The organism is Paenibacillus brevis (genome assembly GCF_018919145.1).
GTDB classification, from domain to species: Bacteria; Bacillota; Bacilli; order Paenibacillales; family Paenibacillaceae; genus Fontibacillus; species Fontibacillus brevis.
In genome coordinates this window covers 36,960-52,221 of the sequence record NZ_JAHLQJ010000013.1, presented here as the reverse complement: position 1 = coordinate 52,221, position 15,262 = coordinate 36,960, and the positions used below count along the sequence as shown (strand labels likewise).

The window sequence follows — 15,262 nt, the reverse complement described above, 5'->3', positions numbered from 1 at the left end:
CCTGTGGCCAGTTATACAAAAACTCCTGCTAAAAATAAGCAGGGGTATAAGTGGATATGTACTCTTGAAGGTCCTCCGGATCCGTTGACTGGAAAGCGAAGACAAATCCCCCGTCGTGGTGATACAAAAAAGGAAGCATATGGCCGAGCAAAATCTGTTGTCGATACATTAGTACAACATGGAATCGATTATAAGAAAGTCAAAAAGCAAACTTTCGAAACAGTCTCTAAAGATTGGATGAGAGTATATGCCAAACGAGGAGTGAAAAAGAAGACAATCAAACTTCGTGAAGGGACACTTCAAGTCTTATATCGTTATATTATTGCAGGCAAACAAATAGACAAGATAACCCACAAAGATCATCAGGATATTCTAAATGATCTAGATAATCAAGGTTATTCGAGAAGTCAATTACTTAGTGTAAATAGCGTGGCAAACATGGTATATAGACATGCAATCAAAGAAAAGTTGAGGAAAGATAATCCGTGTTATGGAGCGGAGATTCCGACGAAGGTGCTTACTGTAGAAGAGATAGAAAACGATCCAATCGAAGAAAAGTATTTCAAGAGGCAAGAACTTAGCGAATTTCTTGCAGTTACAGTACACTTAAAAAAGCTGCAAAAAACGGCCATTTTTTATTTGCTTACTTTTTCTGGAATGAGATCAGGAGAGCTATGCTCATTAAAATGGCACAACATTAATTTTGATGAAAATAAGATCAGAATTACAAAAACTATTTACTGTGAGAAAAATAACATTGCGAACTACGAATTGACACCACCCAAAAATGATGGGTCTATTCGAACTGTTGATATTGACCCCGCCGTTATGGATTTATTAAAGCTTCATCAAAGGGAGCAACAAAAATTAAACATGGCCTACCGTAATTTTTATGAAAACTTCCACGATGAAAAATTTGTATTCACGAGGGACAATGGGTACCCTCTACTTCCGATTGATATCTACCGTTTCATGAAACAGATTCTAAAGAAGACCGAAATAACAAAAAAAGCATCTCCCCATATCTTCCGACATACGCATATAAGTTTACTGACCGAGGCAGGAGTTGACCTAAAAACTATAATGCAACGAGTCGGGCATACAGATGCGAAAACCACTCTGAAAATTTATACTCATGTTACTGAGAAGATGAAGGAGAACGCAAATAATAAAATAACTACTCATTATTCAGATATACTTGGAATCCCCGTTTTGCAAGAAACGTGATTTTTTTTTGTGATTTTTTAAGTATATCAGCACCCAAAAGCGTCCGGATTCCTTATGATACGGGCGCTTTGATTATAAGTATAATCTATCATAGCTACAGAATAACCATCCACATTTTCCATATACAGTGGGCTTCTTTTTTCGGCAAAATAAATAACCGCCAATATCTAACCCCAGGTTAAATGTGACGGCTATTTGCGGCTTTCTATTCTGCTAATCCATTCTTGTATGCATAAATGGCTGCCTGGGTGCGGTCATCCACTCCAAGCTTGGCTAAAATATTCGTTACGTGGAATTTTACGGTCTTGATCCCGATGATCAACTCGTCCGCGATATCCTGATTGGACTTCCCTTGTGCCAGTAATCTCAGCACATCCATCTCCCGCTCGGTCAATTCCTCGTGGGCAGGCGTCTCCGCCTTAGGCTGGCGCAGACGGTTCATCATTTTCGAGGCCACTTGAGACTCGAGCACAGACTGTCCGCGAACGGCGGCCCGGATCGCATCCGCAATTTCAGAAGCTCTGGACGTCTTTAGCAAATAACTGAAAGCGCCCGCCTCAATAACCGGATACATCTTCTCATCATCCAGGTAACTGGTAAGTACAATCACTTTGCATTCGGGATACAGCGCCAAAAGCTGCCGTGTCGTCTCAATGCCATCCATGCCATCCATCACAAGGTCCATCAAGACAACATCCGGCTTATACTCCTGTGCCAGCCGGATTCCTTCTTCTCCGCTGCTGGCCTCTCCGACCACTTCGATCCCGTCCTCGGTTCCCAGCACAGCGGCCAGACCGATGCGAACCATCTCATGATCGTCCACCAGAAGCACCTTAATGATCTTCTCCAGTTCCGTGTCCGTCTCCATGAAGCTCTTCCCCTCCGATCTCTTCTTTTAATATAGGTACCGTAATTTCGATTCGTGTCCCTTTGCCGGGAGCCGTAATAAACTGAATGGAGCCGCCGATCTCACGGACCCGCTCCTGCATTGTGGATAGCCCGTATGAGGTCTGCTTCTTCTCATCCAGCTCGAAGCCGATTCCGTTATCCCGCAGAGTAACCTTGATCGTGTCACCCTTGCGGTGAATCCGAATGTCCATCTTGTCCGCCTTGGCATGCCTGAGCGTATTGGACATGGCTTCCTGGATGATCCGGAATAGATGATTCTCAATTCCTTTACCCAGATTCAGATCTTCATCCATTTCCAGGGTCAGTTCCATCGGAACCTTCGTCTTCAGCTCTCTAACCAACTCGCCAAGCCCTTGCGAGAGCTCCTTGCCCTCCAGATACACCGGACGCAAATGCAAGAGCAGCGCGCGCATCTCTGACTGTGCGACCGAAGCCATCTCCTCGATCAGCTCCACCTGACGCTGAGCCTTGTCAAAATCCTTCTCCAGCGTTCTTCCCACAGCAGTCGCCGTCATCGAAATAGCAAATAGCTGCTGGGACACCGCATCATGCAATTCACGCGCCAGCCGCTGCCTCTCTTCCACGATAGCGGATACCCGGGCCTGTTCAGCCAACTGGGCATTATGTGTGGACAGACGCTGCAGCGAGCTGACCTGCTCCTCCCATCGCTTGCCGATGCGCTCCAACTGCTCGGACAAGCCGCCGATCTCGTCGTCACCCAACTGGGGCACCGTTCCTGTCTGATTGCCCTTCTCCCACTGCACCAGCGCATTCCTTAACAGATCAATTCTCCGCTTCTGGCGATAACCCTGCAAGAATCCGTAGGCTGCCCCGATGCTGACCAGCAAAGTTAACAGGGTCAAGCCTGTCTTGATCCCGTTTTTCCAATCACTTATCGTTTGGAAATATCCGTATGTATACAACACATAGACGATAACCGCCAGCAAAAAAAAGCACAGGAGAATTCCCTCCCGCATACTCCTTGAAACCATGTTTCGCGGCTTTCTGTTATTCATGCGTGAGTGAACCTCCTGTCTTAAGATAATTTTATATCAATGTCTCCTACTAAATAAGAGAGCATAATCTTCACTTTCTGTTCGCGTAATTCATAATCCGGGGATTTCCAATACACGCGGTTCATAATTCCCGTATCCCGTTCTTGCCCCAGCTCAACTTGGCCAAACAACACAAATGCTTCAATCTCAACCCCGTAATCATCAAATACCGATAAATCAATATCCCCGACAATCCCCTGGAACATAAGCAGGTTATCTTTCCCCTCCATGATTGCCAGTGACAGATCGATATCAATCTCTCCGAGGATATGCCACATGCAAGTATTTCGCAGTGTCCAAGGATCCAGGTCCCATCTCAAGCTTGTCGTTATGCTCTGCTTCTGAACCATATTGCCCAACGGCTGATTTTTACGAATCTTAGCGTAATACAATCCAAGCGATATCATGAGAATCGCAATGACCAGGATGAAGTGGTCCAGGAGAATAAATATGCCCCCGATGGCCATCAGGATGTATCCCGTCTTGACGTCCTCGCCTTGTCGAACCTTAAAGATTCCGTATCCCAATAAAAAGAGGGCGACAAGGGTCATGAAATTAAGCCATTGGCCAAAAATCATCACGACGCCGAGGCCGATCAGCCCTATAGCCAAGAACCTTTTCCGTCTGTCCATGCCGCACCTCCCGATGTTGTATAAGTCGGAGAAGCCATCACAGTATGGGATCATACCGCATGGCTTCACCAAATGTTAGCATACCACAATGTCTATCAGACTGTGTAGCTGTTATTCTGCGCTTTGTTCCTTCTTATCAGTTGGGGCCAGCTTAGCCTTCAAAGCTTCCAGCTGAACGTCTACTTTAAGCTGCTTCTCTGCATCAGCAGGGCTGGTGTAGGAAGAAGATGTGGTTCCGCGATACACTACTCCAGCAACTTCCGCTTCTGCTTCCAACTGCATGATCTTCTCTTCCATCCGGTGGAAGCCGAGGGATGCGTTGCCGCTCTCGATCGTGTGCAGCGAGCTGACCTGAGACATTTGCTTTCTGGCCTTCGCCATTTGCGCACGGTTTACCAGCTCGTTCCGTTTGTTGCGCAGCTTGTAGAATTCATCCTTCATTTCATGAAGCTGCTGCTTCAATTCATGAGCCTGTGTCTCAGACTCTGCATGCAGATTGCTGAATTCGGTTTGCTTTTGATCATAATGAATCTTCTCTTCCAGCAGCTTGCGGGCTACTTCCTCCTGACCATTGCGGAGCGCAACTTCAGCTTGCGCCTCACGTTGAGCGGAGATGCGGATTGCCTCATCCAGACGCTGCTTCATTCTGCGTTCATTCGCCATTTGCTTCGCTACAGTTACCTCCGCATCGCGAATTTCCGCTTCCATATCGCGAAGATATTGATTCAGCATGACGATTGGGTCCTCTACCTTATCCAACATCTCATTAACCGACGCTTTAGTGATATCCTTAATTCTCTTAAATACTCCCATTATTTACACTTCTCCCTTCTCGTATTTGCTCAATTTTTTGCGTAGATCTTCAAGTTCCTTCTCCATGGCTTTCTTCTCGATATCTTCCATCATGGAGTCCAGATTGGAGGAAGGGGGTCCGCCAAATCCGGCACCTGTATTTCCGTTAAAGGAATTTCGTTGATTCGCTCCTTGATAAGGGGGCTGTGGAGGGCGAGGTCCGCCATATCCATAGCCAGGACCGCCGGGGCCTCCTGGATTACCGCCAAAGCCCGGGCCTCCCGGACCGCCTGGGTTGCCGCCATAGCCTCCGCCGTAGCCGCCACCATTCCAACCGCCAGTGCTATTATAGTAAGGATCATACGGCTGATAAGGCTCCTTGGAGATGACCAGCGATGCGATCAGATAGATCAGTATAGCGGCTCCGCTTGTAATCGGAACGCAGATGATAATCAGAATCCGTAGAATCGTCGAGCTGATCCCGAAATATTCAGCCAAGCCGCCGATCAGGCCTGTCAACCATTTATCACGTCTAGAACGATATAGTCTATTCATCGATTACTACTCCTCTCCGGCTTTGTTCAGCTTCTGCTTCAAGCGGGAGAGCTCCTCATCCAGTGTGGATTGAATCGTAGATCCGACCTGGCTGGCAATATCCTGGCCTGCCTTGCGCAGATCGCGCAAGCTGCGGGCCTCCCACTCCATGCCCGACACTTGATCTTCAAGACGATGGAACATTTTCGGCACATCCTGCGCCCCGTATCCATTCATCCGCTGATTCATTCGTTGCTGTAATCGCAGCGTCTCCATTCTGGCATAATAATATTGACGCTTGCTGTAGACAGTCTGATACTCTGTCTTCAGCTCATGCAGTTGATTCTCCAGCTCTTGCAAAGATTCTAGGCTCTGTGCATACAGCCCTGAATACTGATCGATCTTCTCGTCGTACAGCATCTTCTCTTGCAGTGCCAGCTTGGCGAGATGATCCTCACCGGCCTTCACTGCAAGCAGCGCCTGTTCTTCACGCTTGCTGCTCATCGCTCTGGCTTGGTCAACTTGACTCTTTAATTGTTTGGTATGGCCGGAATACTGGTGATGCAGCTTCTCGGCTTCCATAATCTCCTGCCGGGTCTCGATCAGAAACTGGTCGATAAGCCGTACCGGATCCTGTGATTGCTCCAATCGTTCATTCAAATTTGCTACCGTAATATCCCGTACGCGTCGAAATACACTCATAACTACCTATCCCTCCTGCCTATCGTTATATAATCAGTAACTCCGTCTTCCTTTCAGAGTTGATATTCCGTAAATGATGAGCCCGATTCCAAGCACCGGTATAATCAACCAAGCTAACTTGGAGATCAGAACGATCAGCCCGATAATCAGGATTACCCAACCGAAGAAGGCATTTCCTTGCTTGATTCCGTAGTATCCCAGACCAACCATCGCCACTGCAATCAGTAATCCGAACAAGCTGCCCAGGAAGGGAGTCAGTTTACCCAGCAAAATCAGTGCTCCAAGAGCAATCAGCAGAATCGCGAGACCTTTCGAATTTCTGTTTCTCATTTTAATAATCACCGCCTCTCATTGAATCAACCTTATGTCTTTATTCTAGGTGGAATCAAGCATCTTCAAAACGGACCGTGGACGGTTTTTGAACCTAGACCTAAGTCGAGGTCCGCTTCCTCCGCAAGACAGAACCGGGCTCGATAGCTGCATTTTTCTATAGATTCAGACCCGTTTCTAAAGTCGACTAAATATGGATGAAATCTTTGAGATAATACCCATTCTGTGCTATCCTTGAGGTATGCTACTATGGCGTAAAGGGGTGCGGAAGAACATGCGATTGCGGATCTTCAACAAATTGCTTGCACCAGCCATAATACTGTTGCTATTGGCAGTATTACTGCTAATGTCCGTTCCGGCGACCTCGCCTGTTCTTCAATTTCATGAGGCCGATCTGGATACCTTTGAGACCTCGGCTTCAACGACACGGCATCACAGCATCGCCCTGCGTCTGAATTCTCCGCAACCGGGTAAACTACTAATAGATCGAACGGCTATGCTGTCCTTTCTATTTTTATTGGTTCCCGTTGTAATACCTTTATTTCCGCGGGCGTCTTTTCGTCCGTTCTTCTATCTTTTAAAGAAGCGGATTCTTTTATTACCGATCAAATTCACGAGTATGTTCCTTGTATTACATCGAACATCGTAAGGTTCTGCTTGCCCAATTGCAAGTGGCTGCTCGGCTCGTCGATCGGATTCAAATTGTAGAGGATTGTCATTATAGAACACTGGAGGCTTGAACAATGAATTACCAAGAGACCGATTTGCCTGGCGTAGGCAAAAAATTTGTGATCCCGACACGCTCCGGGGAGAAATTAGCAATTATTATTCACGATGATGGACGTCGTGAAGTATATCATTACGATAACGATAACCTGGAAGACAGTATCTCCAAGATTAGCCTGGATGATGAAGAGGCTCGCTATGTATCCGCCATTATCGGGGGAGTGACCTATCAGCCAACGGCTCTGGAGAATATCGAGGTTGCATTGGGCGATATCAGTATTGAATGGTACCGTTTGGAGACTAACTACAAAGCCATCGGCAAGACCATCGGTGAGCTGCGCGTACGCCAGCGTTCCGGAGCCACAATCATAGCTGTTATCGAAAAAAATCAGAAGAAACACATCAACCCCGGTCCGGACCTGCTCCTGACTGCCGGTGCCTTGGTCGTCGTTATCGGCGAGCGTCTGCACCAACAGCAAATCAGACACATCCTGTTGACCGGAAGCTAAGCGGAATCGTTAGGTCAGCGTCTCGTGACCGGATTCTCTTCTCCAGTGTCTTTGTATCCTAGATTCGTCTCTGAATCAGGACGAGATTCAATAAGCCACGCCAAGTTGGGCTGACGTTAGCTATGGGAAAGGGGGAGTGAGTGTGAAGCATCACCTCACCACCAGCGCTCCATTGAACGGAAGCCACAAAGACAGAAAGACGGAGCCTTTATGGATGAAGCTTACCGGCATCATCTTCGGTTCCGTTCTTGCGGCGATAGGCCTTGAATTATTTCTGATGCCGCACGGCATCGTTGTCGGCGGCATTACTGGTCTATCCGCTATTTTTGCATTAAGCACAGAGCTTCGGCTAGGATTGTTCCTGTTCCTGCTGAACCTGCCTTTCATCGTTCTCCAGCGGAAGTATTCCGGCAATTCCGTTAGCCTGTTAACTTTTTTCGGAGTTCTGATTATTTCGCTGGGAACCTTCCTGCTGCATCCATTTCCGGCTCTGCTGAATGAGCCTTTGGCGGCAGCTTTATTGGGAGGATTGTCTCTGGGATTCGGAATCGGGCTTGCCCTGCGGTTCGGGAGCTATCTCGATTCGGCAGAAAAGGCCGTCAGCAATTTGCCATTCACAAGATGGATCACACCGGAAGGTCTTGTGATGCTGTTTAACTGTCTTGTACTCATCATTGCCGGATTCCATTTCGGCTTTGAGCAGGCCATTTATTCCGTAACTGCCTATTTGCTGGCCTATGAATCCATCAAGCTATGTCTGAGCGGTTTCCGCTTCTATAATCAGGTTCAAATCGAGAGTCATCACTGTGTACGTATTCAGGAAGCTTTATTTAATTACTTAAACAGAGAGGCAGATTTCATCAAGCAGGATTCCCAGGATGGGGAGCCGGATCAAATTCAGTTGAAATGCCATCGCTGGGAGGTTTCACGACTCAAGGCAATCGTGCTCAACTGTGATCCGGACAGTGAAATTCTGATTCTGCCGTAAGTCACTGCGGTAAGCTTACTATTTGAGGCATGTAAGCTGGAGAATGTGCAGTAGTGGAATATAGTTAACATAAAAGAGCGAGTTAGATGGGCAACGTGTGAAGTGTGCTTACGATCGCTGTTGTCCGCGGATTTCATTAATTGAAGTAAGTTCTAACAAGGGGGAAATCCGCGAACAAAGGCGAACGCTCCGCTTCTTCAGCACACTTCTCACTTATGCCCTGATCACTTCGCCCCTGTAGGATAACTGCAATGCAGGTTGCACATGGCTATGCCATAAACGGCAACGCAGCAATATGCTGCACGACGATAAGCTTGCCGTAAACGGGTATACAAGCAAGATTGCACGTAAGCCTTGACATGACCAGACTGATTCTAGCCATGCCCCTTCCGGCCGCAATTTAGTGAAATTACTTCCCTTATATTCTCCGTTTGGCGCTCAAACCCACCTGTAGTGAAAAAACCTACCTTAAAAACCCAACAATTTGTAGAATCCACGCTTTAGCTAACTTTAAGCACAAAAGTTTCACTATTTCCGCCCATCTACGATTTCCCTTGAATGTAAGATAACTTTGTTCACTAAATGTATGTGTGACCCGTATTTGCATGTGGTCACCGACCGCCGTCATACTGCGAAGCACGCGCACTGGGAACTCTGTGCGATGCGAGAAATATTAATGTACATGATGCCGTACGAGCCTGGTATGTATATTTGGAGGGGTTCGAGTGCTTAATTACGTCATGACGGCATTGTTAGCTATTAAATTGTATTCGGCACCTAAAGCCAGATTGAAGAGCCAGCGTTGCCAAGGGTATAAGTGTGAAGGTTGCTGCAGAAGCGGAGCGTTCGCCTTTGCGAGTAGATTTCTACATTCTAGTGGTTTATTCAATCAAAGAAATCCGCGAGCAACAGCGATCGAAAGCAACCTTCACACGTTACCCCCAGCACGCAGAATCAATCATTTCCGGCTTTTTTTGCTGTCTACAACGCCAACAGCCATACCGGCAGCACTACAAATGAAGCAAGCGTCGTCCATAGAATACACTTCGATACCAGTGCGGGTGCCGCATCATATTGCTCCGCCAGAATAACCGCATTCACAGCTGCCGGCATCGAGGAAAGGATCATGATAACGGAGAACAATAAGCCGTCGGCCTGAAGCGCCGCAAGAATACCCCAAGCGATAAGCGGGGCGATTAGCAGTCGGAGCAGTATTCCCGTAACAAAGGCCTGCTTCCCCACTCCCGGCTTCTCTTCTCCAGAACCGACTCCTATCATTTGCGCACCCAAAATAACTAATGCAAGCGGGGCATATGCCGCCGAAAGCAAGCTAACCCCGGTACCCAGAGCTTCAGGCAGAGAAACCTGGAGCAGGCGGAGCAATACGGCCAAAAGTGCTGCATAGACCGATGGCAGGGTGAAGACTGACAGAAGTGCTTTCTTAACCGAGAAATGAGATTTTGCCGCCAGAAACACTCCGATTGTATTAATAATAATGATCTGAACAATGACGTATACAGATGCTTTATCCAATCCCGCCTGCCCGAAAGCAAGTAATACCAGCGGAAGTCCATAGTTAACACTGTTCGTAAACATGGTAACCAGATTGAGGCCCGAGCGCTCCGGCTGAGACATCGACAGGAATCGCCCGGCCCCCTCACTGACCAACCAGAGCAGCAGCACGTTGAACAGGCAAAAGATAACCGTCTTTAGGACTTCTCCCCCACTAACCTCGGCCCGAAGCAGCGTCTCAAAGATCAGGGCCGGACTCATGACGTATAAGGACAGGGTCGACAGGGGTTTTGTATCCAGACGTTTAAATTTCTTTAACAATGCTCCGCCAATGACGGGCAAGGAAATCGGCAGCAGAACTTGATAGATCGTGTGTAAAAAAGAAATCATGAACCCATCCATAATCTCATCCTTCATTCCCACTTTGTTGTAGTTCTCATATCGTACATTTCCGAAGCTTCTTTGTCCAAGACGTATTAGCTATAGGCTCATAGGCAGGCAAAGAATCAAAAGTCATTTGAGGACCTCATTTGTTTACTAAACTATTTTATATTATACAATTAAAAATAGAAAAATCCCATATTATAATTGAACAAAACCGTTTTATGTGATAATTTGAAAAAGACCGGAGTCCAAATTCTCTTCAAGGAGGAATATAGATCATGTCCAAGTCACTGGCCGCCGTTACCTTCGGGGAACCGATGGCGATGTTTTACGCCAATGAAGTCGGCGAGCTCCATGAGGTTTCATCCTTTTCGAAAGCGCTTGCGGGAGCTGAAAGCAATGTAGCAACCGGATTGTGCCGACTGGGGCATCCCGCCGGCTATGTTACCAAGCTCGGCGAGGATAACCTCGGAAAGTTTATTATTCATGCGCAGACCCAAGAAGGAATTGATACCTCTGCCGTTACTTTTACGAAGAAGCATTCAACCGGTATGCTGATGAAGTCCAAGGTGCTGGAAGGCGATCCGAAGGTGGAATATTTCCGTAAAAATTCTGCCGCCTCCACCTTGAGCATTGCTGATTTCGATAACAATTACTTTGCTTCGGCCGGACATTTGCACGCAACCAGCATCTCTGCTGCTCTCTCTGCCAGCATGCTGGCATTTGCCCGCCATGCCATGGATTATATGCGGACATTAGGAAGAACCGTATCGTTCGATCCGAATCTGCGGCCGGTGCTCTGGCCGGATCAGGAGACCATGGTCTCAACGATCAATGAGCTGGCCGGCCGGAGCGACTGGTTCTTTCCCGGGATCGGAGAAGGCAAGATTCTAACCGGATTGACGGAGCCGGAAGAGATTGCAGACTTTTATCTGAAGCTTGGGGTATCCTTGGTGGTTATTAAGCTGGGACCTGAAGGAGCTTACTACAAAACCAAAGAAGGCTCCGGCTTTGTTCCGGGCTTCAAGGTGGATCAAGTCGTGGATACGGTCGGGGCCGGGGACGGGTTTGCCGCCGGGGTGATCAGTGCTCTGCTGGAAAAGCTTGATATCCCGGAAGCGGTAGCACGCGGCAACGCGCTGGGTGCTCTGGCCGTCATGTCGCCCGGCGATATGGACGGTTTGCCGACACGTGAACAGCTGGAGGCTTTCCTGGCCTCCGCCAAACGGGCCAAAGGCTAGACTGGGCAGAAAAAAGGCATAGACAGTGGAACTACTGTCTATGCCTCTTCAGCACGGATTCCCCGCGCTGAAGTGCGGGAGGGAATCGATAGGTGATCGGGAGGCCTGCCTCACGGTCGTCAATGCTTGCAAGCAAGATGCGTGCAGCCTGGCTTCCCATTTCATAGGCAGGCTGCTTGATCGTTGTTATCGCCGGGTTGTATACCTCCGCAAAATCCGCAGCATCGATTCCAATGATCGACAATTGCTCCGGTATCGACAGTTTCAACCGATTCGCCGCCTTGAGCACCTCTCTCAGCACGATATCATTGCCGGCAATCAATGCGGTAGGAGGCTCAGGAAGCGACAGGAGCTGTTCCAGCCTGTCGGCGACTTCCTCAGCCGGCACACTGATCAGATATTCCTCCCGAAGCGGGAACCCTGCCTCCAGCAGTGCCCTGCGAAATCCGCTTACTCTCTCCTTACGCGGGGTAATAGGCTGGGCTGTGAGCGGCAAAGTGATCATCCCGATATTGTGATGACCTGCCCGCACAAGCTCCTCGATTCCTATTTTTACCGCCATTTCGTTATCAAGCAATATGCTTCGGGCAGTAACCTGTTCGAGCAGCCGGTCCATAAGGACAAAGGGAATCCCTACCTCCACTAATTGTTGATAAGGAGCAGAGACATCCCCCGTCGGGAACAGGATCAAACCGTCCACTTGCCGCGCAAGCAGGGTTTCAATATAATCGGCTTCTTTATCCGGATTCTCATCCGCATTACAAATAATGACCTGAATCCCCCGGTCCTGCAATTCATTCTCGATAGCCTGTATGCAAGTAATGGAGAGCGAATAATTCAAATCGGCAACGATAATCCCTACCAGGAAGGTACGATTCTGCTTCAGACTGCGGGCCAAACCATTGGGACGGTAGTCCAGGTCTTCAATGACCTTGGCAATCCGTTCACGCGTAGCCTCACTCATATAATTGAAGCGCCCATTCAGGTATTGCGAGACTGTGCTTTTCGAGACACCGGCCAAGCGGGCAACATCGTTGATGGTCGCTTTACTATTCACACTCATCAGCTCCGCTCTCTGAAGAATACGAGTCCTAAAAGATTTTACTAAACTTATTCTTCACTATATCTGAAAATCAATAAAATAGCTACAGATAAGGCTCTCCGGCCAACAGTCACTTGGGAACCATCCTATGACAGCTGTTAAATAGCGATCCGCCAAAACACGCCAAATTTATCGATCAGATTCGAGCAATACGGATGCCTGAATAAATGTATCGAATGCGGTGTCAATTTCCTGTTCATGTCCCTCCATCATATGTCCGCCGGTGTCAAAAGCGAGCAGCGTGTAATACCGAAACCGCGAAATGGCCTGTTCCATAGTATCAAAATTAGCCAGTTTGTCATCTCTGGCACCAACGATCAAGGCAGGGACATTCATTTCTTCAATCGGATATTGATCAAAATTCCTTGCCATATCCGGATTCACCGTAGCAGCGTCGATCTGCATGCCTTCCTTGCGCTTGCTGACAGGCAGCATTCCGTAAATCGTATTCGGCTTCATTCCCATCATTGGCTTGAACAATGGGCGAAACAGCCACATGGCGAAGTCGTTGCATAGAAAAGCGGGCGGCCCCTGATAATTGCTATAGCTTTCCGGTTTTTCAGGCAATGGGAAGGCCGAAGAATAAAGGATAAGCCCTTGTGTCCGATCCGGATAATCAAGGGCAAAGCGAATCGCAATCGTCCCTCCTGCGGAAGTTCCCAGAAGAAAGACCTTCTCAATGCCCAAGGCATCCAGTAGCTCCTTATAGGCTGCAGCTTGTGCTTTAGGGCTGGCGTTCCCAGGCACCGTACTGCCCAAATATCCAAAACGCGATGGAGCCAGGATGCGATATTGCTCCTCTTTCCCGTGCAGCGCTTCGTACCCTTGGTCATAACCGCCGCTGATCCCATGTGCCACTAAAATCACCGGGCCCGTTCCCTTGTCGACATACGTCATTTCTCCATAACTAAGCGCTATGTTTTGCGACTGATAACTATTCAGCCTCTGCTTTGCCTCTGCAAGCTCCCTCTGTAACTGAACATATTGAATCGCCAATACGAACACAATGATAATGATGACAGCCGTTAAGATCATGAGAATGGCTCCTTTCCTCGTTATTTTTTCATAGCTGCTATGTCTTGTCTTTCGAATAGCTTCGTGAAAAAGCCTCAATATGACTTTTAATCGCTGGCCGAATTTCTTCCGGTCCCACCTCCCTGTGATCAAATCTTGAGAGCATGAGAAATAAGGGAGAGTAAAAATGCAGGGCCATGACCTCCGGATCCGCATCAACGAAAACTCCCATATCCTTTAGACTTCTGAATAGCCCCGCCTCATAAGCTAACGGCTCTTCGATGAAAAATTGGCGAAAAAGCCGGGATGCCTCTAGATTTCCATACTGCTCCACCGTAAGCATTCTTCTGAATTTCGAGACAACCTCATCTTGCAAGTAGAACATGAATAATTGATAGCATAACTCTTCCAAAGTACCCAGGGCCATAACCGCGTATTCGGCGGCGGTATTCTCTCTTCCCGGCATAGGAATGGTCTGATAGATTTGTTGTGTCTGCTCCGAGACAAGCTGAATAATGGTATCGAAAATCTCCTGCTTGCTAGTGAAGTGCTTATAGATTGTACTGTCACGTATGCCGACAGCCTCTGCGATCTCCTTGACGGAGACACTATGAAATCCGCGTTCTGAAAATAAGGATAACGCTTCTGCAAGAATTTTTTGTTTGGTATTGTTCATCAAAAACGGTCTCCAATCTTGGGAAGTGAGTACTTGCTAGCATAATTAAATTATAAATGATGGACTTAAGTGGTTTCAAGTTCGTTTATTCCCTTTATATCTATAAATAAAAAAGCTGGCACCGAAGAAATATCGGTACCAGCTAAAAACCCAAACGCTATTGCGTGTTCAAAATACGTATCGCACTTTCATAAGCCCGAGGCGTTGCAAACACACCCTTGATTGATTCAAGCCATGCCAGTGGAGCTCCTTCGATGGTGGAGCAGCGAAGACCTGCCGCTTCGCACAGAATCCGTCCGGCTGCATAATCCCATGGAGCGAGCTTGGAGACGTACACCGACTGCTTGCCTAGCAGCAAATGAATGAATTCCGTACCGGCACAGCTCTGAATCCGGACGCCGCAGCTTCCCCAGGCCAGAGACTGCACATTCGAGACATTATCTGCGAACATCTGCCAGTTGATCGCCACCAGACTGTCTTTCAGCTCCTGATCCTGCGGCGGCTGAAGCGGTTGACCATTATAGTATAAGCCCATATCCGGTCCGCCCCAGACCAGACGTTCACGCATGCAATCGTAGATGAAGCCGCATTTGCCCGCCCCATCCTCCACAACCGCAACCATGATGGCGAAGTTCTCTTGCTGCTTGATAAAATTCATGGTTCCATCAATGGGATCCAGGATCCATACGCGACCGAACATGTCCTCAACCTGGTCTCCTGTGCCTTCCTCACCAAGGATTCGATCCTCGGGATAGAACTCCCGGATGTTGCTGACCAGAAACTGTTCAATCCGGCGATCCATATCTGTCACCAAATCCAGATTGCCCGTCTTCTGGGATACTTCCCTTTCTTCTTGAAAAGAATCCCGCAGCATTTGGGCCGCCGTCTCCAGCCAGGCAAGCACCTGCGATACATCCAGGTCATTCATT

17 protein-coding genes are annotated in these 15,262 nt (G+C 48.0%); 5 read left to right on the top strand and 12 right to left on the bottom strand.

The genetic code is table 11. From position 1 onward, the window contains the following. Positions 1-3 precede the first annotated feature (3 nt). Entirely contained in the window at positions 4-1,227 is a 1,224-nt protein-coding gene (locus tag KQJ23_RS15345) for a tyrosine-type recombinase/integrase (RefSeq protein WP_216479743.1), read from the top strand. A gap of 205 nt (positions 1,228-1,432) precedes the next feature. Here KQJ23_RS15345 and KQJ23_RS15340 read toward each other — a convergent pair whose 3' ends face one another. The 7 genes from KQJ23_RS15340 to KQJ23_RS15310 all read right to left on the bottom strand — a co-directional run bounded on the left by KQJ23_RS15340 (position 1,433) and on the right by KQJ23_RS15310 (position 6,181). Then, entirely contained in the window at positions 1,433-2,095 is a 663-nt protein-coding gene (locus KQJ23_RS15340) for a response regulator (protein WP_216479742.1), read from the bottom strand. Next, positions 2,061-3,152: a sensor histidine kinase gene (locus KQJ23_RS15335; RefSeq protein ID WP_216479741.1), complete on the bottom strand. Its 1,092-nt coding sequence runs from the start codon at positions 3,150-3,152 to the stop codon at positions 2,061-2,063. Before KQJ23_RS15335 ends, KQJ23_RS15340 begins: the two co-directional genes overlap by 35 nt. Positions 3,153-3,172: 20 nt before the next feature. Next, positions 3,173-3,823 carry a cell wall-active antibiotics response protein LiaF gene (gene liaF, locus KQJ23_RS15330; protein ID WP_216479740.1) on the bottom strand — a complete coding sequence of 217 codons (651 nt, stop codon included), beginning with the start codon at positions 3,821-3,823 and terminating at the stop codon, positions 3,173-3,175. Between the two features lie 111 nt (positions 3,824-3,934). Then, positions 3,935-4,636, bottom strand: coding sequence for a PspA/IM30 family protein (locus KQJ23_RS15325; protein ID WP_216479739.1), 702 nt, complete (start codon positions 4,634-4,636; stop codon positions 3,935-3,937). A gap of 3 nt (positions 4,637-4,639) precedes the next feature. Next, the gene (locus tag KQJ23_RS15320) at positions 4,640-5,170 is read right to left on the bottom strand and encodes a PspC domain-containing protein (protein ID WP_216479738.1); all 531 of its coding nucleotides are present in this window, start codon (positions 5,168-5,170) and stop codon (positions 4,640-4,642) included. 6 nt (positions 5,171-5,176) lie between these two features. After that, complete coding sequence (locus KQJ23_RS15315; RefSeq protein WP_216479737.1) at positions 5,177-5,851, bottom strand: PspA/IM30 family protein; 675 nt, start codon at positions 5,849-5,851, stop codon at positions 5,177-5,179. 33 nt (positions 5,852-5,884) lie between these two features. Further along, positions 5,885-6,181: a hypothetical protein gene (locus KQJ23_RS15310; protein WP_044481964.1), complete on the bottom strand. Its 297-nt coding sequence runs from the start codon at positions 6,179-6,181 to the stop codon at positions 5,885-5,887. A 274-nt stretch (positions 6,182-6,455) separates the two neighbouring features. On the opposite strand from KQJ23_RS15310, the gene KQJ23_RS15305 reads away from it, so the two are divergent. The 3 genes from KQJ23_RS15305 to KQJ23_RS15295 all read left to right on the top strand — a co-directional run bounded on the left by KQJ23_RS15305 (position 6,456) and on the right by KQJ23_RS15295 (position 8,404). Further along, on the top strand, positions 6,456-6,830 hold the full coding sequence (locus KQJ23_RS15305) for a hypothetical protein (protein WP_216479736.1): 375 nt from the start codon (positions 6,456-6,458) through the stop codon (positions 6,828-6,830). Positions 6,831-6,924: 94 nt separating this feature from the next. After that, positions 6,925-7,416 carry a cation:proton antiporter regulatory subunit gene (locus tag KQJ23_RS15300; protein WP_216479735.1) on the top strand — a complete coding sequence of 164 codons (492 nt, stop codon included), beginning with the start codon at positions 6,925-6,927 and terminating at the stop codon, positions 7,414-7,416. Positions 7,417-7,558: 142 nt separating this feature from the next. Beyond that, on the top strand, positions 7,559-8,404 hold the full coding sequence (locus KQJ23_RS15295) for a YitT family protein (RefSeq protein WP_216479734.1): 846 nt from the start codon (positions 7,559-7,561) through the stop codon (positions 8,402-8,404). A gap of 981 nt (positions 8,405-9,385) precedes the next feature. Here the strand turns inward: KQJ23_RS15295 and KQJ23_RS15290 are convergent. Then, positions 9,386-10,333 (bottom strand): AEC family transporter, encoded by a 948-nt coding sequence (locus KQJ23_RS15290; RefSeq protein ID WP_249529804.1) that lies wholly within the window; start codon positions 10,331-10,333, stop codon positions 9,386-9,388. A 245-nt stretch (positions 10,334-10,578) separates the two neighbouring features. On the opposite strand from KQJ23_RS15290, the gene KQJ23_RS15285 reads away from it, so the two are divergent. After that, positions 10,579-11,541 (top strand): sugar kinase, encoded by a 963-nt coding sequence (locus tag KQJ23_RS15285; RefSeq protein WP_216479733.1) that lies wholly within the window; start codon positions 10,579-10,581, stop codon positions 11,539-11,541. Positions 11,542-11,572: 31 nt separating this feature from the next. Here the strand turns inward: KQJ23_RS15285 and KQJ23_RS15280 are convergent, their stop codons facing one another. The 4 genes from KQJ23_RS15280 to KQJ23_RS15265 form a co-directional block, all read right to left on the bottom strand. Beyond that, on the bottom strand, positions 11,573-12,598 hold the full coding sequence (locus tag KQJ23_RS15280) for a LacI family DNA-binding transcriptional regulator (protein ID WP_346779408.1): 1,026 nt from the start codon (positions 12,596-12,598) through the stop codon (positions 11,573-11,575). 174 nt (positions 12,599-12,772) lie between these two features. Then, the gene (locus KQJ23_RS15275; RefSeq protein ID WP_216479731.1) at positions 12,773-13,678 is read right to left on the bottom strand and encodes an alpha/beta fold hydrolase; all 906 of its coding nucleotides are present in this window, start codon (positions 13,676-13,678) and stop codon (positions 12,773-12,775) included. Between the two features lie 37 nt (positions 13,679-13,715). Then, entirely contained in the window at positions 13,716-14,333 is a 618-nt protein-coding gene (locus tag KQJ23_RS15270) for a TetR/AcrR family transcriptional regulator (RefSeq protein WP_216479730.1), read from the bottom strand. 157 nt (positions 14,334-14,490) lie between these two features. Then, a complete protein-coding gene (locus KQJ23_RS15265) occupies positions 14,491-15,261 on the bottom strand; it encodes an inositol monophosphatase family protein (protein ID WP_216479729.1) in 771 nt (256 codons plus the stop codon). Position 15,262: the final 1 nt, after the last annotated feature.